This window comes from Cupriavidus respiraculi, assembly GCF_914271545.1.
Classification (GTDB): domain Bacteria; phylum Pseudomonadota; class Gammaproteobacteria; order Burkholderiales; family Burkholderiaceae; genus Cupriavidus; species Cupriavidus respiraculi.
In genome coordinates this window covers 456,812-474,958 of the sequence record NZ_CAJZAH010000002.1, presented here as the reverse complement: position 1 = coordinate 474,958, position 18,147 = coordinate 456,812, and the positions used below count along the sequence as shown (strand labels likewise).

General features: G+C 62.4%; 21 protein-coding genes. 14 read left to right on the top strand and 7 right to left on the bottom strand.

Annotation, left to right across the window (positions count from 1 at the left end; all coding sequences use genetic code 11):
- Nucleotides 1–136: 136 nt before the first annotated feature.
- From LDO27_RS09720 to LDO27_RS09685, 8 genes are read left to right on the top strand one after another with little or no spacing between them, the layout of a single operon-like run.
- Nucleotides 137–1,870 carry a phage tail tape measure protein gene (locus LDO27_RS09720; protein WP_224041403.1) on the top strand — a complete coding sequence of 578 codons (1,734 nt, stop codon included), beginning with the start codon at nt 137–139 and terminating at the stop codon, nt 1,868–1,870.
- A gap of 1 nt (nt 1,871) precedes the next feature.
- Complete coding sequence (locus LDO27_RS09715; RefSeq protein ID WP_224041401.1) at nt 1,872–3,116, top strand: DNA circularization protein; 1,245 nt, start codon at nt 1,872–1,874, stop codon at nt 3,114–3,116.
- Complete coding sequence (locus tag LDO27_RS09710; RefSeq protein ID WP_224041398.1) at nt 3,113–4,285, top strand: phage baseplate assembly protein; 1,173 nt, start codon at nt 3,113–3,115, stop codon at nt 4,283–4,285. Before LDO27_RS09715 ends, LDO27_RS09710 begins: the two co-directional genes overlap by 4 nt.
- A complete protein-coding gene (locus LDO27_RS09705; protein WP_224041396.1) occupies nt 4,285–4,830 on the top strand; it encodes a phage baseplate assembly protein V in 546 nt (181 codons plus the stop codon). Before LDO27_RS09710 ends, LDO27_RS09705 begins: the two co-directional genes overlap by 1 nt.
- Nucleotides 4,831–4,841: 11 nt before the next feature.
- Nucleotides 4,842–5,279 (top strand): phage GP46 family protein, encoded by a 438-nt coding sequence (locus LDO27_RS09700; protein ID WP_224041394.1) that lies wholly within the window; start codon nt 4,842–4,844, stop codon nt 5,277–5,279.
- Complete coding sequence (locus LDO27_RS09695; RefSeq protein ID WP_224041392.1) at nt 5,272–6,318, top strand: baseplate J/gp47 family protein; 1,047 nt, start codon at nt 5,272–5,274, stop codon at nt 6,316–6,318. The genes LDO27_RS09700 and LDO27_RS09695 overlap by 8 nt, the downstream gene beginning before the upstream one ends.
- Nucleotides 6,309–6,902, top strand: coding sequence for a YmfQ family protein (locus LDO27_RS09690; protein WP_224041390.1), 594 nt, complete (start codon nt 6,309–6,311; stop codon nt 6,900–6,902). Before LDO27_RS09695 ends, LDO27_RS09690 begins: the two co-directional genes overlap by 10 nt.
- On the top strand, nt 6,902–7,900 hold the full coding sequence (locus LDO27_RS09685) for a hypothetical protein (protein WP_224041388.1): 999 nt from the start codon (nt 6,902–6,904) through the stop codon (nt 7,898–7,900). Before LDO27_RS09690 ends, LDO27_RS09685 begins: the two co-directional genes overlap by 1 nt.
- A gap of 204 nt (nt 7,901–8,104) precedes the next feature.
- On the opposite strand, the gene LDO27_RS09680 is transcribed toward LDO27_RS09685, so the two are convergent.
- The gene (locus LDO27_RS09680; protein WP_224041386.1) at nt 8,105–9,475 is read right to left on the bottom strand and encodes a class I SAM-dependent methyltransferase; all 1,371 of its coding nucleotides are present in this window, start codon (nt 9,473–9,475) and stop codon (nt 8,105–8,107) included.
- 121 nt (nt 9,476–9,596) lie between these two features.
- Here LDO27_RS09680 and LDO27_RS09675 point away from each other — a divergent pair, with 121 nt between their 5' ends.
- The 4 genes from LDO27_RS09675 to LDO27_RS09660 all read left to right on the top strand — a co-directional run bounded on the left by LDO27_RS09675 (nt 9,597) and on the right by LDO27_RS09660 (nt 11,623).
- Nucleotides 9,597–10,091 (top strand): glycoside hydrolase family 24 protein, encoded by a 495-nt coding sequence (locus LDO27_RS09675; RefSeq protein ID WP_224041385.1) that lies wholly within the window; start codon nt 9,597–9,599, stop codon nt 10,089–10,091.
- Between the two features lie 6 nt (nt 10,092–10,097).
- Nucleotides 10,098–10,454: a hypothetical protein gene (locus LDO27_RS09670; protein ID WP_224041383.1), complete on the top strand. Its 357-nt coding sequence runs from the start codon at nt 10,098–10,100 to the stop codon at nt 10,452–10,454.
- Nucleotides 10,438–10,878, top strand: coding sequence for a hypothetical protein (locus LDO27_RS09665; RefSeq protein WP_224041381.1), 441 nt, complete (start codon nt 10,438–10,440; stop codon nt 10,876–10,878). Before LDO27_RS09670 ends, LDO27_RS09665 begins: the two co-directional genes overlap by 17 nt.
- Nucleotides 10,879–11,077: 199 nt before the next feature.
- Nucleotides 11,078–11,623, top strand: a complete 546-nt coding sequence (locus tag LDO27_RS09660) for a DUF2514 family protein (RefSeq protein WP_224041379.1) — start codon at nt 11,078–11,080, stop codon at nt 11,621–11,623.
- Nucleotides 11,624–11,691: 68 nt separating this feature from the next.
- Here the strand turns inward: LDO27_RS09660 and LDO27_RS09655 are convergent, their stop codons facing one another.
- From LDO27_RS09655 to LDO27_RS09635, 5 genes are all read right to left on the bottom strand, one after another.
- Nucleotides 11,692–12,348, bottom strand: coding sequence for a hypothetical protein (locus LDO27_RS09655; protein ID WP_224041377.1), 657 nt, complete (start codon nt 12,346–12,348; stop codon nt 11,692–11,694).
- Nucleotides 12,349–12,403: 55 nt separating this feature from the next.
- Nucleotides 12,404–12,988 carry an ATP-dependent DNA ligase gene (locus tag LDO27_RS09650; RefSeq protein ID WP_224041375.1) on the bottom strand — a complete coding sequence of 195 codons (585 nt, stop codon included), beginning with the start codon at nt 12,986–12,988 and terminating at the stop codon, nt 12,404–12,406.
- A gap of 35 nt (nt 12,989–13,023) precedes the next feature.
- Nucleotides 13,024–13,245: a DUF2188 domain-containing protein gene (locus LDO27_RS09645; protein WP_224041373.1), complete on the bottom strand. Its 222-nt coding sequence runs from the start codon at nt 13,243–13,245 to the stop codon at nt 13,024–13,026.
- Nucleotides 13,246–13,337: 92 nt separating this feature from the next.
- Nucleotides 13,338–13,979, bottom strand: coding sequence for an SOS response-associated peptidase family protein (locus LDO27_RS09640; RefSeq protein ID WP_224041371.1), 642 nt, complete (start codon nt 13,977–13,979; stop codon nt 13,338–13,340).
- Between the two features lie 319 nt (nt 13,980–14,298).
- Entirely contained in the window at nt 14,299–14,562 is a 264-nt protein-coding gene (locus LDO27_RS09635; protein ID WP_224041369.1) for a hypothetical protein, read from the bottom strand.
- 393 nt (nt 14,563–14,955) lie between these two features.
- Between LDO27_RS09635 and LDO27_RS09630 the strand changes: the two genes are divergently transcribed.
- Complete coding sequence (locus tag LDO27_RS09630; protein ID WP_224041367.1) at nt 14,956–15,345, top strand: tail fiber assembly protein; 390 nt, start codon at nt 14,956–14,958, stop codon at nt 15,343–15,345.
- Here LDO27_RS09630 and LDO27_RS09625 read toward each other — a convergent pair.
- Nucleotides 15,302–17,560, bottom strand: a complete 2,259-nt coding sequence (locus LDO27_RS09625) for a hypothetical protein (protein ID WP_224041366.1) — start codon at nt 17,558–17,560, stop codon at nt 15,302–15,304. The two genes, LDO27_RS09630 and LDO27_RS09625, sit on opposite strands and share 44 nt — an antisense overlap.
- 194 nt (nt 17,561–17,754) lie before the next feature.
- Between LDO27_RS09625 and LDO27_RS09620 the strand changes: the two genes are divergently transcribed.
- On the top strand, nt 17,755–18,129 hold the full coding sequence (locus tag LDO27_RS09620; protein WP_224041365.1) for a lysozyme family protein: 375 nt from the start codon (nt 17,755–17,757) through the stop codon (nt 18,127–18,129).
- Nucleotides 18,130–18,147 lie beyond the last annotated feature (18 nt).

Below are 18,147 nucleotides of genomic sequence, written 5' to 3'. Positions count from 1 at the left end.
GTATTCGACGTTGCCTACTTCTGGAAGTTGGACCCCGCCGCGGCACTGGCCTTGCCCATGTCGCGGCTGGATTTGTATGAATCCCAAGCGCTGCGAATCGCAGAGAACATGAGGAACGAAGATGGCGGATAGCTTCATGCTCAAGGCCATTCTCAGCGCGGTGGACAAGATCTCTCCGACGCTGAAGACGGTCCGGGGCGGCATCAACGCCACGCACAAGAGCTTTCGGGACTTGGGCAGCGCAAGCCGAGGACTGGTTGGCAGCTTCGGCCTCCCCACCGCTATCAGCTTCGGTGCCATAGGGTGGGGCGCGCTGAATGCCGCCCGCTCGGCGATGCAGTATTCCGCATCGGTACAGGACGCGGTCGACGTGACCGGCGTCCAGGCCGAGCAACTGCAGCGGCTGCAGGGCGCATTCCGCCTCGGTGGTCTGGAGGCGGAGGCAGCGAACGACGCCATCGTGAAGTTCAACAAGGGCATCGCTGACGCCGCGGCAGGGAAGGACAAGGGATTCGCCGAACTCATGACCCGCTTGCGCATCCCGTTGCGCAACGCCAAGGGCGAGATCCGTTCCATCACCGAGATTCTGCCGGAGTTCGCGGCAGGGCTTGAAGCGAACGAGAACCACGCCCTACGCACCCGGATGGCGATGGAAGCGTTCGGGAAGACAGGCGCCAAGCTACTCCCCACGCTCACCGGCGGCAAGGACGCGCTGATCGAGATGCTGAGCGCCCAGCAGACGATGGGCAAGGTGCTCTCCGCGGATTCCGTCGAACGGCTGGACAAGCTGGACGAGACCTTGGGCGAGATCGGCGCCCAGTACCGGACACAGACGGCCGAGATGTTCGCCTTCGCTGCGCCCGCCATCATGCCTGCGCTGAAGGCGTTGGAAAGTTGGATCGCAGCGAATCAGGTGCTGCTGCAGCAGAAGGTCGGCGGGTACATCACCCGCCTCGCTACTGCGTTTCAAGGCTGGGTGGATTCGGGTGGGTTCGAGCGGCTCGGGAATGGGATTGTGCGCGTCGTAGATGGGATCTCCGACTTCGTCGATGCCATGGGCGGCATGCGCAACGTCCTCATCGGCATCGGGGCTTTGATCCTTGCCGGGCCGCTTTCCTCCGCGGTGCAGCTCGTGATGGTCTTCGCGCGCATGGCGACCTACGTAGCGCCGCTGCTCATTGGAGCGCTGTCGATGGTCGGGACGGCAATCATCGCGGTGGGCCGGGCGATGCTGGCTAATCCGATCCTTGCGATCGTGGCGGCCATCGCTACGGCTGCATACCTGATCTATGACAACTGGGGTGGCATCAGCACCTGGTTCTCCGCGCTATGGGCATCCGTGAGGTCGAACCTTGTCGCGGCTTGGTCCGCAATCAGCGCGTGGCTCGCAGAGCTGTGGAATTCGGTGTCCGCTACCCTCACTGGATTCCTAGGCTTCGTGGCTGATGCGCTTATGAGCTTCCACCCGCTGGGCATCATCGTGCGGAACTGGGAACCGATCGTTACATGGTTCTCGTCGCTGTGGGATCGCGTCAAGGGGTTCATCGAGCCGATCATGAACGGTGCCCGGGCTGTCGGCGGCTTCGTTGGCAAGGTATTCGGCTCCGGCGACTCGACGCCTGTGGCGCAGGGGGCTAGCGCGTTGGCGCGCCAGCCCGCGTCACCAAATCCTGCAGCGGCGTCTATGGGTAGCCCGCTGGCTAACCGGGGAGCCTTGACGGGGCCTCAGCAGCCGGCGCGCTTGAATGGCGAACTGCGCGTGCGGTTCGAGGGCGCGCCTGAAGGCATGCGCGTGGATCCGGGCCGGACGAACCAACCGGGCCTCGCCGTGAATCCCGATGTCGGCTATCGCAGCGCACTGAGCTTCTAACATGGCCTGGAAAGAGAAGATGCAGGCGGCCTCGTTCCGCGGGGTCGCCTTTGAGGTCGAGGCCGACGACGGCGCGTTTGGTCGTCGTGTTCAGGTGCATGAGTACCCCCAGCGTGACAAGCCGTATGCGGAGGACCTTGGCCGGGCAGCCAGGGAGTTCTCTATCACCGGCTTTCTGCTAGGTGACGACTACATCGAGCAGCGCGACCGGCTGCTAGAGGCCCTCGAGAAGGCCGGCCCGGGGACTCTGGTGCATCCCTGGTATGGCGAGATGACCGTCTCGCTGAAGGAACCTGCCCGCGTAACGCACAGCATGTCGCACGGCGGGATGTGCACCGTGCAGATGTCCTTCGTCGAGTCCGGAGAACTGGCTTTCCCCTCCGCGATGGAGTCGCTGGGGGCTAAGACGCTTCTGTCGGCGGACACGCTGCAGGAGGTTGCGACGACTGACTTCATGAGCAAATTTAGTCTCGATGGCGTGGCGTCATTCGTGTCTCTGGACGCGCTCTCCATGCTGAACGAGGGTTTTGACCTGGTCGAGAACGGCGCGGGCAACCTGACGAATCTGCTGGCGAACCCCCTTGGTTTCCTGAAGGCGCAAGCACTATCGCTCCTGCCCGATACCGCGGGCTTGGCCTCCGCCGTCTTTGGGATGTTCGCCCGCGGTGAATCGATCTTCGAGAGCATCGCCGGGGTGATCGGCGGTGGCGGCGCCGCTGCGCGAAATAGGGTGTCGGTTCAGGCGTTGACGGCCCTTGCCCGCACTTTCCAGCAGCGTGCCAACACGGCCGCCGCTGGCGGGACGGTCGAGAATCCGACAGCAAGCACCAGCCCCAGTCGCCAGCGTATCAACGCCAACGCCGCGGCGCTGAACGAATTGTTTGCGCGGGCGACCCTCGTACAGGCTGCCGGGATGACGGCGGCTATGCCGCTTCCGGTCTACGACGACGCTGTCCAGGTGCGAGACGATCTTGTCGCGACGCTCGATGAGGCCAGCCTGACCGCGTCGGATCCCGTCTATCGCGAAATGCAGGTGCTGCGCGGCAACGTGCATCGCGACGTCACGATGCGCGTTGCCGGAAGCGCCAGGCTGACCACTGTAACGCCGGTGGCCGTGACACCAGCGTTGGCGCTTGCCTACGACCGGTTCGAAGACGTGTCGCGCGAGGCGGAAATCGTGGAGCTGAACAGAGTTCGCCGGCCGGGCTTCCTCGCCCCCCGTCCTCTGAAGGTGCTGTCGGCATGACGGAGAACATCAACGCGGTCAAGCTGCGGGTCAACGGCACGGACTACGGCGGGTGGAAAGAGGTCGAGATCACGGCTGGCATCGAGCGGCAGGTCCGAGACTTCACCCTAGCGGTGACCGACCGTTGGCCGGGGCAGACGGACGTTCCACGGCGCATCCGGCCCGGGGATGTGTGCGAGGTCTTCATCGGATCAGACCGGGTTCTTACCGGCTACGTGGACGCGACCCCGATCCGCTACGACGGTCGGCAGGTGTCCGTGGGCGTGAAGGGCCGCAGCAAGACGCAGGATCTCGTCGACTGCGCGGCTATGCACAAGCCAGGAAGCTGGAGCGGCGCGACGGTCGAGCGAATCGCTCGGGATCTGGCGTCGACCTACGGCATCAAGGTAACGAGCGAAGTCGAGCCCGGAAAGCCGCTGTCCCACGTCATTGAGCAGGGCGAGACGGTATTCGAATCCATTGACCGCCTGCTGCGCCTGCGCCAGCTGCTCGCGACCGACGACGCGGAAGGGCGGCTAGTCTTTATCCATGTGGGCTCGGCTGGCTCGGCCGCGACGGCGTTGCGCCACGGCGAGAACATTTTGGGTGCCGATGCGTCTCTGGACTACAAGGAGGTATTCAGTGAATACATCTGCAAGGGCCAGCGCGCGGGCAATGATGAAGACTTTGGCGCCGCGGTAGCCGAAGAAAGCGCGGTAATCACGGACGCGACAGTGCGCCGACGCAGGGTAATGCTGATCAAGGCCAGCGGACAGGCCGATGGCGGGACTGCGGCCGATCGGGTGAAGTACGAGCGCGCAAACCGCCGTGCCAAGGCAATCGCCACGACCTACACCGTCCAAGGGTGGCGGCAGGCTGACGGCTCGCTTTGGCGGCACAACCAACTGGTACGGGTGACCGACCCGGTAATCGGCTTCGATGATCAGTTCGTGATCGCCCAGATCACTTACCGCCTGAGCGATCAGGGCATGGTTTCCCTGCTCCAGGTTGGGCCGCCCGACGGGTACGTCAACAACCCGGCCAAGGGTGCCGCAAAAAAGGATGCCAAGGACAAGAAGGTTGCAGAGTGGGGCGACGTGCGACCGGCCGACAGCCGAGCACCCAAGGTCAACAACAGCGCGCCGAAGACAAAGGGCGGCGGCTGGAGTGAAGTGAAGGGGGCTCGCTGATGGACGACAGGACGTTCTCGCGTCTGGCCAGGCCGCTGATGCAGCGCCTGCAGAACATGGTCGTGCGCGGCACGGTCGTTCTCGCCAACGCCGCGGCAAAGATGCAAGGGCTTCAGGTCCAGCTTCTGGCGGACGACGTTCCAGGCACGCTTGAACACTTCGAGCCCTACGGATTTACCAGTTGCCCGAAGAAGGGCGCTGAGGTCGTGACCCTGTTCCTCGACGGTGACCGCTCTCACGGCATCGTGATCGTGTGCGCAGACCGGCGCTACCGGATGACCGGGCTCGAGGAGGGTGAGGTCGCCATTCACGACGACAAGTCGCAAGCGGTGGTTCTGAAGGCGGACGGCATTCACGTCTATTCGGAACACACGCGACTCCATGGCGATATGACCGTGGAGGGCCGGCTCACCGCGATGGACGGCATCTCGACACCAGCGGGCGGGCTAACGGTAGACGGCGACATCACCGTCACCGGCGACGCCAACATCGGCGGCAAGTCCTTCCTCGGCCACCGCCACGGTGGTGGGCCCATACCCGATTAACAGGAGCACGAATGCCGGGCTACGCCGACGACATGTCGATCACGATCGACGGTGTCGAATCTTCTTTGCTGGCGGTCACCAACCCGCTGGTGCGCGCCGTGATCATGGCGCTTTTCACCTGGCGCCGTGCAGAGGCGGATGACCCGATAGAGGGTGAGCGATGGGGCTGGTGGGGCGACAACGTTGCCGAGCAGGAAGGCGATCGCATTGGTTCCCGCCTGTGGCTGTTGTCCCGCGAGAAGCTGACGAACGCCACAGTGCAGCGCGCCATCGAGTACGGCCGTGAGGCCCTGGCGCACCTGGTTGAGGACGGCGTAGCGACTCGCGTCACAGTTGAGGCGGAGCGCCAAGGGCTCGACGTGCTCGCGATGCGCGTCGTGATTGATCGCCAAGACGGGCCGCAGCTTGATCTGCGTTTCGCAAATGTCTGGAGCCAATTGAATGTTTAGCCGACCGACGCTGACGGAGCTGGTATCGCGCACTCGCGCTGACATGCTGGCCCGGCTCACGCCTGACGAACTACTGCGCCGGTCCGATTCCGAGGTGATCGCGCGGGTTCTGGCCGGCACCTCGCACGAATTGCATGGATACCTGGATTGGATTGCCAACCAGATCATCTACGACACCGCGGATGACGAGATCCTTGTCCGGTGGGCGTCCATCTGGGGTATCGAGCCGAAGCCCGCAGAGTTCGCTGCGGGTGCCTGGTCGACGAGCGGCATTGCGGGCACCATTGTCCCGGCTGAGGCCGTGCTCCGCAGAGCGGACGGTGTCGAGTACCGGGTGGTTGCGGACACCGCAATCGGTGGCGGTGTGACTGTTATCCCGGTGCAAGCCGTCGAGGCTGGCGCTGCGGGCAACGCACTGCCCGGAACGCCGCTGTCGCTTCTGTCCCCAATAGCCGGCGCCCAGTCTGTCGGTGTCGTTGACGTTGCTGGGATGACGAATGGCTCCGACGTCGAGCAAGTCGACGAACTTCGCGCCCGGTTCTTGGAGCGCATCCGCAAGCCTGCCAGCGGCGGCGCGGCATCCGATTACATCGCGTGGGCGCTGGAGGTCCCGGGCGTCACGCGTGCGTGGGTCTATCCGTTGGAAATGGGGGCAGGAACCGTGACCGTCCGGTTCGTGCGCGACAACGATGCGTCGATGATCCCGGACGCTGCCGAGGTGGCGGCAGTCCAAGCCCACATCGACACGGTGCGGCCCGTCACGGCAGAGCTGTACGTCGTGGCCCCGATAGCGGCGCCCATCAACTTCCAGATTCAGCTCACGCCGCCCACGTTGGCAGTAAAGGCTTCGGTAGAAGCGGAACTGCGAGACCTCCTTCTCAGGGAAGCGGCCCCCGGCAAGACGATTCTCATCAGCCATATCCGTGAGGCGATCAGTATCGCGGCCGGCGAGGATGACCACGTGTTGGTATCTCCCGCAGCCAACGTCACGAATTCGACAGGCCAGATGTCGACCTTCGGGAGCATCACATGGCTCTGACGGAGGCCGATTATCTCGATCACCTGCTCGGGCTCCTGCCTCGTGGCCCGGCTTGGCCGCGCGGGAGGGACGCGATCACGGTCAAGCAGATGGACGCGGTCGGTACGGAACTGGCGCGCATCGATGCAAGGGTAGACGACCTGCTGGATGAGGCGGACCCGCGCACGACCACGCAGCTGCTGGGGCAGTGGGAGGCGCTGTTTGGCTTGCCGGATCCGTGCCTGACGCCGGCTACATCCATTGCGGACCGTCGAGGCCGGCTGCTGCAGCGCATTGTGTTCCAGGGCGGACAGTCGATGGCGTTCTTCACTGGGCTGCTGAATGCCATGGGCTATGCCGGCGTGACAGTGACGGAGTTCCGACCTTTCCGCGCCAACAGCAAGTGCAATTCAGCGCTAAACCAAGGCGGCTGGCGGAACGCCTGGCGCGTCAATGTTCCGGCCGAGGCGGACGTCCGCCGGATGAAGGCGAACAGCCGCTGTAACGAACCACTCGCCTCATGGGGCGACCCGGGCCTCTACTGCCTGCTGGCGCAATACAAGCCGGCTCACACGATTCTATTCATTGGATACGGAGATACCTGATGCGACGCATTTCAACTGCAACCCGAGTAATCGACAAGTTCGGGGCAGGCAAGGACGGCTTTACCAATGGGGATGCCGTCTCTGGCATTCCGGCGACGGATCTGGAGGATGTCTGGTTCGACCACGTCCAGGAGGAACTGGCAAACGTCGTGGAGGCCACTGGAGGCGTCGTCAATGGTTCTTCGCGCGATCAGGTACTGCAGGCCATCCAGAAGCTCGTCCGGGGAGCCGTCGCTTTGCCAAGCGTTCGTGGCCTGCTTGGAAGCAACAACACCGCGACGCCGAATTCCAAGTACGACATTTCGGCACAGGGGGTGGTGCTGCGGGCTCCGGCAAGCGGCAACTTGGCGAGCGTTTATTCGGCAGCGACGTTGACCTGCGACGTTGCGGTCGCGGGGCCCGCAGCGAACGGCCGTGACCAAGTGGGAGTATTTCCACCCTCGACGTGGCTACACCTGTACTACATCTGGAACGGTACTGCACTGGCGACCATCGCAAGCACCGTCGCACCACCGACCGGTCCGACGTTGCCGAGCGGATACACCCACTGGGCATACATCGGCGCGCTGTACTTCAACGCCGGTTCGCAGCTGGTGAAAACGCGTTATCGTGGCGCATGCGCACATTACTACGTAAGCACGGGCATTGTTTCGAGCGGATCCGCTACGACCGAGACGCCCGTATCACTTGCTACGAGCGTACCGCCGAATGCGCTTACTGTGTTAGTTGGTGCGGGGGGGCAAATGAATACGAACGGAAGCGGTAGTGCGCAGACCTTCCTCGCCGTGCGGGTTGACTCGGGGTTGGACTCGTGGACGATTCCGATCTCCACTCCTCTGGCAAACGCCACCGGCCTTAGTGGCGGCACATGGGAAGTTCCCAACGTCGGCCAGAACCTCTTCTATTTGTGGTTCTCTGAGACCAATTCCGCAAACATTTCACTTCGGGCCGCGAGTATCGGCGTCTTTGGCTACACCGTTCCAAATGGAGGGTGCTAAATGCGCTCATTCCGAAACCCTGAAACCAACGTACTGAAGGCGTTTGGCTATATGGAAGCAAACGATCCTGGTGATATCAGCCAAGAAGAGAACGAAGACTTTTCCCTTCAGCCGGGGGCATGGCAGTGGACCGGAGCGGAGTGGGAGCCCTGCGAGCGCGCGGGGCCTCATCTCGTCGTGTGGCCGTGGGACAGGTGGTAGTCTCTATCGTATCCTCAGGCGAGTGACGATTCCCCGCAGTGGCTTCGTGATACGCCATGACGTGCTTGTTCGCATGGCTTCGAGCGCGCGGTGCGCATCTTGGTTTTCGCGGCGCAGCTTAGCGTTTCCGGACTCTAGTCTTTGTACCAATTCGCGCATAGCATCTAAGTCGGCATTGAGCTTATGGATGGTGTCGATCGGATCAGTGAACGCTGCGTCGATCCGCGCAGAAGCCTCCGCAAGAGGCAGATAGCTGCGGATCCAGAAGTCGCGGATTTCTGTGAGTTGCGCATCAAGGGCGGAGAGCCGGTCAATCGCCGACTGCCATTCCCTAGGGTCCAGCGAGTCTCGGACAGCTGCGGCATAGAGGCATTGCGACAGATCGGGTAGCGGGTGATCGTCGGACCGGCTCGGCTCCACTTCAAAGCTCCGGCGTCGGTAGAACTCGGCTTCATGGTGACGCTGCTGTACGGCAACACGGCTGGCGTAGTAGTGGCGCTTCATCCTTGCGAACTGGTCAGCGCCCACTTTCTCTATGATTGCTGCTCGTCGGGCCTCGTAATCGTTCGGCTTTGCAGCGATAACCATGGTGCCGGCACCAAGCGAGCGATTCGTGTACTCGGATGATGCATCGAACCATGTGCGGGCCGTGTTGAGGTCGCGCAACGCGGCTAGCAAGCGAGATACCGGCATGCCAAGAAGCTCATGGCGGTGGGCCAGCGGAAGCCCATCAATCAGCCGTTGGATGCTGACCTCGATGTTCAATGAGGGGCGGTCTTTGAAGGGTACTCGTGATTCGAGCAATTCGAAGTCATCGACGAGAAGCGTTTCCACCGCCTGTGGCGTCATGTTCAGGTAGTGGCCAGGGAAGCCGTGATAGCTCTGCATGAACGCCGTGTCGATGAGCATTGCGCCGCCAGGCTTCAGTATGCGGCGGACCTCCGCTATCGCCGCCATCGGGTCGTAGAGGTGCTCGAACACCGCATCGGATTCAACCCATGCCAGAGAGTTGTCCGCGAACGGGAGAGCTTCAGCCTCTGCAACGAGGTCAGCGTTCGGCGTCGGAAGGATGTCTACGGACAGTACATGAGCGTCGCGGCAAGGAACGTTGCCCGAGCCGAGGTGCAGCTTGAACCCGTCGATGCGGCGTGACTCCATGTGCGGTAGAAACTGCGTGAAGTTCTGCGACACGATGTCGACCGGCGGGGGAGTGGTGTGCAACGCCTGAATGTTCCGCACCAGGATGGGCTTCCCGTTCACGATGGGGTAGCGCTCCCCGGCTTCGGATACGAGTTCTGCGCCCTCGTGGAAAAGCCGAGTGCCGGTTCTGGGACAACGCAGGATGGGCAAAGCTGCTTCGATCTTCTTATTCATTCTTGACCTTTGGGCTATCGCGCTCCGAGGCACCATTCTACTTTGCAATCCCTAGGCCACTTTTTTTTTGCAGTGGCCGATCGTATGCCCGCCTCGTGCGGGCTTCTGTTTCTGGAGGCCCATGCCAATCACGCATCCCGATCTACTGCCCGGCGGCAAAAACATGGCGGCGTTTCTCGACATGTTGGCGTTCAGCGAAGGGACGGACAACGGTCTGCAACGGACCAAAGATCAAGGCTATGACGTGTTGGTAGGCGGCGGCCTCTTTGATGGCTATGCAGACCATCCCCGCAAGCTGGTGCGCCTGCCTCGCCTTGGAATCAGCTCGACGGCGGCGGGCCGCTATCAACTGCTGTCGCGCTACTACGACGCCTATAAGAAGCAGCTCCGCCTGCCGGATTTCTCGCCGGCAAGTCAGGACGCGATCGCGGTACAGCAGATCAAAGAGCGGCGCGCAATCCCAGACATCGAGGCGGGTCGCATCAGTGAGGCGGTCAGGAAGTGCAAGAACATCTGGGCCAGCCTACCTGGCGCCGGATACGGCCAACATGAACAAGCGCTAGACCTGCTGCTGGCCGTGTATCTGGCTAAAGGCGGCGAGAGCGTCGAGACGTAAGGCCACATGGGAAAGGGGGTTGTTTTGGACGAGCTCGGGAGCAGTGTGCCGGGGGGCACTGGCGGCGCCATTGGCCTGATCGTGTCGGCGATCGGAGGGGCAATTTGGTTCGTCCGGAAGGTATGGCGCAACGATCGTGTCGAAGGCGCACAAAGCCAGGCTGAAATCGACATCATCGCGAGGCTCGAGGGTCAGCTAGACAAGGCCAATGCGCGCGCAGATCTCGCTGAGCAGCGCGCCGACATGGCATACAAGGAGCGCAACGACCTGCTGCGCGAGATCGGCGACCTCAAGCGGACGGTGGCCGAACTGACGACCGAGATCCGATTCTTGAAGGAGAGGCTTGATGTCAAAGGTTCGTGAATGGGTGGAGCGGAATCGGGCGGCATTCCTCCGCGCCGCTCATCTCTGTGAGGCGGTGTCCCTTGTGCTGCTGATTGCGGTGGGCGGTGGCGTGGCCGGTTACAGCATTGCACTGTGGCAGGCTCGTGAAGCCATGATTGAGCAGCGCGCCGACCACCTGGCGGAGATAGAGCGCATGCAGGAAACCTACGGCATCACGCTGCGCGCCCTCGTGCCGAAGATCAATGACATTGCGCAGACCGCATCGGAGGCGGCGGGCGCTGCCGCCGAGGCCGCCGTGACTTCGGCGGAAGTGGCCCAGACTGCCAAGCGCGTCGCTCAGGGTAAGGCGAGCGGACCGACCCCATTGACGGAGGCGGAGCGGGCCAAGGCAAACAGTGCCATCGAGGCTGCGAATCGGAAGCTGAGGGAGGGCGTGCGGTGAAGATGATAATGCTGGCAATGCTTCTGGCCGGATGCGCCGCCCCTCCCAGCCCAACTATCCAGCATATGGCCGTGCCGGCCGCACAGGCGGCGCCGTGCCCGCCACTGCCGATCCTCGAGCGGGGAGCCGGCCGGAAGGCGATGCTGGCTCACATCGACAAGACCGCCACGATGTACGCGGACTGCGCAACGAGGGAACGATGATCCAGACCACTGCAATCCGAGCTGCTGCTGCTGCAGTCCCTTGGCGCGCTGTCGCCGCCGTCGGCCTGGCGGTGCTGTCGTTCGGTATCGGATGGACGGTTAACGGTTGGCGCAAAGAGAGCCAGATCGACCGGCTCGTGGCTCAGCAGGCAGAGGAGCGCCGGGCACAGGCCGATGCGCAGCTGAAAGCCGTGGACGCGGCGCGCCTGGAAGAACAGCGCCGTACCGCGGCGCAGATGGAGATAGCGAATGCTGCAACGGAAGAACTGGAGGGCGCGCGCCGCGACGCCAGCGATGCTGGCGCTGCTGCTGAGCGGCTGCGCAGCCGAGTCGCCGAGCTGGTCGCCGCCAGCCGAGCCGGCCAGGATTCCGGCTCTGCCGGCGCAGGCCCGACAACCGACGATCCCATCGGAATGCTTGCCGACGTGCTCGAGCGCGCTGACCGTCGAGCGGGGCTATTGGCTCAATATGCTGACGCAGCCCGTATCGCCGGCCAGGCCTGTGAGCGTTCCTACGACTCCCTGAACGCAAGCTTGCAATAGGGGCGGGCTACGTCCGGGTGCCACGATTCGATGGTCCGCGGGCGATATACGCGATTCTCGCTCCTAGCCTATAAAGGAAAAATGAGATGAAGTAATCTTGAAACGCTGATAATAGCGCCCGGCAAATCCGCAACCATCGATACTGCGGCCGCAGTAAGGAATAACGCCGCCGCACGCCAATCGATACGATCTATCAAACTGCGCACTACGAATTGCTTTTCTTCTCGTTCGGAACACCACTCGGTTCCGTTAAAATACGTGAAACCGAACGCGAGTTGATACGTACCCGGTGAGCACCGCTCATGCAGTTTTAAAGAGAATGAGAGCGGAGCCTGCGGCGCGCGCGTCTCTGAAAAAATCACTAGGTCCCTAGTGGAATCGGAAAACGGGTCCGCAATGATACTGTCCTCCCTCACTACCGCAGCCTCGAAAAGAATAAGAACGTTGCCACCTCCTTGGGTCTCTTGATGGCCCTGCAATATGTGCAGGCGGTCCCCATCCCGCCGTTCACCGAATCCGGATTTATATGTGGACGCCTCATCCACGAACAGTCCCAGCGATGAATACACGGCTAACTTCGCACTGCTTATTGCGCCATAGCCGGTAATAAATATCTCGCCGTCGATTCTTGCTCCCGGATTGACTTTTGCGTTCTTTATAAGGATGATGGGTTGGTATGATCCGCTTGCGTCTGCGTTAGCGCCGCGCCTCAGTTTTTGTGCCATTTCTGTCGGGTTGTTGTGGGCTCACCTCGATACTAACTCGACGAACCTCTACGTTCTAGGCGCGCTTAAACCTCTCCGGCGGCACAGCCCCCGGCCGCTTCACCTTCACCCAGTCCGGCGACCTCTTGCCGCAGTTGTAGACGCTCCCCAGCCGCTTCCCCACGATCCCTTCCAGCCCGAGGGCCAAGGCATGCTGGTACAGCCCCTGGCCGTCGTCCACATCCTGCACGTAGAGCAGCACCGACGTGCAACAGTCCAGAACATCCTGCAAGGCGGCCTTCCGGTCCTCAACTGGCTGGTCGCGGATGTCTTCACCGTGCAATACCAGTAGGTCGAAGACGGAATAGACCACTGGATCCGAGCCGCCAGGTCGGCCCCGGCGCGCAGCCCGCTTGTGGAGCCGGTCAAAGTCGGGGCGGCCCATGTCGTCCAGCACGCAGATCTCCCCATCCAGAATGCAGCCCGGCGCCAAAGTCGCCATCGCTTCTGCGATCTCGGGAAACCATTTGGTTGCGACGTGGCCGTTGCGCGATCGCAATTGCGGGTCACCGGTGGCGGCGAGTAGCCGGTAGCCGTCGTACTTGATTTCGTACAGCCAGTCCCCGGTGGTCGGGATGGTCTTGCGCTCCGTAAGCAGCATGGGGGACAGATCGGCCAGGGTAGGGGCGGCCACAGCTACCCCTTGATGTTGCGCGGGTCGTTCCCGAAGCTGTTGCGCTCGCGGATCTTGCCGTCCCGGCCGTGGATGAGCAGTTCGACCTTGTACATCTGAGCGCGCTCCGTTCCTTCGGCGATCGCGTCTTCCTGCTTCTCAAAGTGTGCGAGGGGGCCTCCGCCGCCTTCGATCTCGACTGCCCAACCATTGTCCTTCGGTACTACGTGGACATTTCCAGCCATGGTTCTCTCCTTGTCGTTTCATTCTTTGTAGAGTGACGACGGCTCGAGCGGTATAGGGACACGTCCGACAGCAGCCGGAACCCGCTGGCCTGCTAGGGCGCGGCCTTGACGCGCGGCGGTATCGGCGCCGGCTCAGCAACCAATTGCTCGGGTGGCAGCAGCCGGAGGAACGTGCGGGCGACCTCAGAGTCGCGGCACGTGAGCCAGTCGTCCCAGCTTTCCCGCGGCAGTACCACGATGCCGCGCTTTTCGTCGCCCGGCTTGTGAAACCGACGCATCAGCGGATGGCTATCGGCGTTGAGCGTCGGCATTGTGAAAGACACGGCGCCGTCCGGCCATGAGCGCCATAGGCCAGCGATTGCGAATGGCTCCCATCCGGCCAAGCCGATCTTCCATCGAACTGCTTTGCCGCTCTCATAGTTCGGTTCATAGAACGCTGTAGCGGGGATGAGGCATAGTTGCCCGGCCTTCCAGTATTTCGCGAATGAACTGAGTTTACCCATGGTCTCCGCCCGCGCGTTAGCCGTCGGGTAGTACCTCACGCCCGGGCCAATACGCGCTTTCGGAACCATGCTGAATGACCCAAGCACGCATTCCCGGCCCGACTCCGTTGCTCTGACTATTGGAGCGGCGTAGTCCGGCCAGGTCTCCGGCTTCCAGTCGAATTCTGGCGGTTCGACACCGAAGATGTCGCGCAGGATCTTCCGCTGAAGCGGGACGTAGTTCACGCACATGGCCTGTCTCCTTGGTGCTGCCAGTCTACGACACGTCGGAATCCCACCCGCCGTGTATCGGCTCGGCCCGGTACGCAGCCCAGAACTGGTGGGAGTGCTTGCCGCGGCGGGCTGTCTTGACCTCGAAGAAGATCCGAACCCGTCCCACATGGCCGGCGTCTATCTCCGCTTCCGCGTGCTGGCCTGGCGCTGGGTCCGGTAGGGTCAGGCTGGCCTCCGCGACGTGCTGGCCCGGAACCCGGGATAGAAGTCCGTCCGCGTCAGGTGCCGGCCCGGTCGGCACTTGGCAGCCATTGGCTAGTTTGCTGTTGCCCATGGCTCAAAGCAGGGGAAAACGCGCGGTCCTGTCATCGAGGATCGCTGGCCGGCCAACCGGAAACCGGTGGCTCTGGTCATAGCATTGGAACGTCAATGAGTCCGGCGTCCAACCCACCGAACCGAGCTTCCAGGCGTGGGGCCCTTTGACCGTGATCGTGCTGTTGCCGATCGTGACGGCCTCGCAGGGGACGCGGAACTCGTCGCGCAGGTCACCGAAATATTGGACTTCGAGGAAGACGGACTGGGCAGGAAAGGTGGCGGGCATGGAACTTTGTAAGTACTGTATGAATATACAGTACCTCGGTACACCGGAGTGGTCAAGAAGGTGTCTAACTTGATGTCAAAATCGCCCGGAAAGCCGCGTGCTACCGTGCTTAAAAATTAAGCGCCAAGTTAGACAAAAGGGCGTAAGTGCTTGTTTTGCCGCACATGCGTAGGTACATGGGGTGCAGGTGGTCGGAGGTTCAAATCCTCTCGCCCCGACCAAATTGAAGCCCGCATAATCGGAAGGTTATGCGGGCTTTGTCTTTTGCGCAGGCAGCGCGGTTATGCCAGTTAGTTAGAAGATTTCTAACTAGGGGCGGCGCCCCAAGCGGATACCGGTACGCCTGGAGGCGTTGGCGCACCGGTAATCGTGGTTGTCTGGGAGTATGCGTAAATGAAGACCTATGCACGCATCGATCAAGGGATCGTCGTGGAATTGCTCCACACCGAAGGCAACATCGCGGAGATGTTTCATCCCGATCTTGTCTGGATCGACGTGACAGACATGAAACCATGCCGGCCGGATGGTGGCGCTATGAGGACGGACAGTTTTCGCCGCCTCCGATTATCGCTCCGACCCTGCTCGAGAACGAGTCAACGCGCGCGGCCTTTTATGGCCGCCGCGACGTTGGCCATTGCCCCGCTTCAGGACGCAGTGGATCTTGACGAGGCAACGGCAGAAGAGGTGGCAAGGCTCACGGCGTGGAAGCAGTGCAGGATCGCACTTAACCGGATGGAGATCACTGCTGGAAACCTATCTTGGCCGATTCCACCGGCTCGATAGCGGTGACGGGTTCGCCGGAAGAAGCGGTGACGCGAATTCCGCTGATCAAGGGGATGTCGCTTTCCGGAAAGGCCTTGCGAAGATGGATGCGAAGTGACTTCGCGTCGCGGGTCAGAAACTGCACAGTGACCGGCTGATTTCCTGACGGAGTTGACGTGTCGATCTGGCCGAGAACGACCAGTTGTTCGTCGAGCATGACATCGACCGAAATGACGCGGGTGTTGCTGCGTCTGGACCAGAAGTCCAGGAAGTCGATGGCCACCAGCTTGGGACTAGCGTCGGAGAAATCCAGCCGATAGGTGAAGTCGCCGTGCCGGTTCGTTTCGTAGTAGTCGCGATAGCTTCGCGGCATGGGGTTGGGGCGATACACACGGTCCTCTCCGGACTCCAGGCCGTAGTTCGAAACCGGCCCGTGCAAAGTCGCCGGATTGGCCCAACGCTTATCGGGCAGGGTGCCCGCGGTAGCGACGTCGTTCACAACGCCGCCCACGTCGATAGTCACGGTACCGAGGCTCGAACCGAACCTCCGAGCAGCCCATCCGGTGTCCGTGCGGGCATACGTGCCGTGGGCGCCCGGGAACTCATCGAATCCCAGTAGCTTCAGTGGCGCTGGCCCATCGCGCCAATGTGGCGGCACGAGGCGCGGGTCAAATGCCACAAGCAACGATGACTTCGGCGTCTCGATCGCTCCGGCATTGAGGAAATGGACGCCCCGGACCATTCCCGTGAGGCTGACATTCTGGGGCGTTGTTCGCCCGTAGCCGTCGCCGGTCGCGGTCAGGCCATATCGAGCCTTGGCATAGAGCGACTGCCACCACAGGCTCATCAGAGGGGACTCGAAGACGATTGGAAAGTTGGGGCCCCGCAGTCCCGGAGTGTCATGGCCGCTCACGTAGTCGGGGGCGGAACTTGGAAGCCATGCGTTCGCGAATAGGATGGAGCTGGCCTTGTCCGCCCGGACCCGATCATCCAGTTGCGCCCACACCTTACCATCCTGAGCCCGCACGGTAGGAAGGCACACGAGGACGAGGGTTGCGTAGAGCGCCACTGCAGAGCTGACCGCGGTGAGCGCAGGGGCCAAAGACATGCGGGCTCGGAGATACGGGGCGCTCAGTATGGCCACTGCCGCCATGGTCAGGATGGTGTACGGGACATAGCCATAGCGTCTTGGCAGCGAACTACCGTATGGACCGACCACGAGGGCGAGCGCCCATGGAACGACGAAGGTCGATGCCGCCACGACCGCGCAGGCGGCCACCAGCCATGCGAAGCGCGCTTTGCAACGCGGCGTCGCGTTACCCGCGTCGCCGCTGGTGGGGCCAGATGCCTGTAACGCGAGGGAGAGCCTTCCAATGGCCAACACCGAGACCGCAAAGAACACCGCCGCGCCCATTGCTGAGGCGCCGCTGAAGCTGAGTATCTGCCCGATCTGGTCGCCCGCCCCCGGAAGCACCGAAGACCAGAACTCACGGGATCGATAGATAAGCGCTTCCGGGCCCAAGCTGGCCACGTTGAAGCGATTCGCGCCTTCGAGCGCATGTGGTCCGCGCCAGCCGCGATGGTGGAGCGCGAGCGCGGCGAGCGTCGAGACTAGGAACGTGGCGGCGACGGCCGCCTTCCGACGAAGGCCAGCCCCCGACGCTGCCGCTATCCCCAGCACCACTACCGCCGTCAGAGGTATGTGTGCCTCGCCCATCAGGCTGATCGATGCGGAGACGACAGCGATAGCGATGTACCCGAGAAGACGGCCACGGACCTTTGCGGACAGCCACCACTGCAGCAAGAACGCCGCGACGATGGTCGCCTGCACAGGCAGGATCAGGTAGGAATAGTGGTGGAAGCACGTGGTGACCGCGAACGGGCAGGCGATCCACACGATCGCGACAAGCAATGCCTGTACCGCGTCGCAGCCCAGGCGCCGCGCCGTCAGATAGAGGAACGCGCCGCTGACGGCCTGTGTGAGGCCGATGAGCGCACTGTAGACCCAGGTCGTCGGGCCGATGATGGTCCAGATCAGGAAATGGAACACCTTCGAGAGGCCATACGTGCGGTATTCCGAGTAGCCCTCATGCAGGTCCCGGTTGAAGAGCAGCGTGATGAGCGTTCGCGTGGGCCCGTCCTGACCGAGCAGTTTCCCGAAATGCTCATACAGGCCCGGGTCGTCGAATATCAGCGTCGAGTTGGCCGCGTAGATGATCGGCACGGTCACGAGCATCAGTATGAATGCCAGCTTCGCCTGCCTCGGCTCTGTGGCGGGGCCCCGATACGAATGATTTTCCATTTTCTAGGTAATTGCGCCGCTGTCGTCCGCCGGACGTCCGGCGGCATGATGCCACACCAGTAGACCGTCCCTTTCTTGTTATGTCCGTAGCCCGCCGCGAGCGGGCTTTCTCCTTTCTGGAGAGCACCATGCCACGCACACCTTCCGACCAACTGCCCGGCGGCCAGAACATGGCGGCCTTCCTTGACATGCTTGGCTTCAGCGAAGGAACAACCACGGTTGCCGGCAGCGACGATGGCTACAACGTCACCGTGGGCGAGCTGTTCGCCGGCTATGGCCAGCACCACCCGGCGCGCGGTGCTCACTCGTTGGGGGCTGAGCGACGCAGCCGGCCGGTACCAGATCATGGCCGCCATTCCCGGGAAGATCCGGACCGACACGTGGGACTGGGCCAGCCGGGCATGCCAAGTGTTCGACTTCACGCCGGCGGACAGCGCGAGCACCGGCTCGAGCTGCTGCGCGAGAAGTACCTCGCCTTCGGCGGTACCGACATCGAGCCGTAAGGCCCAACGGAAGGATTC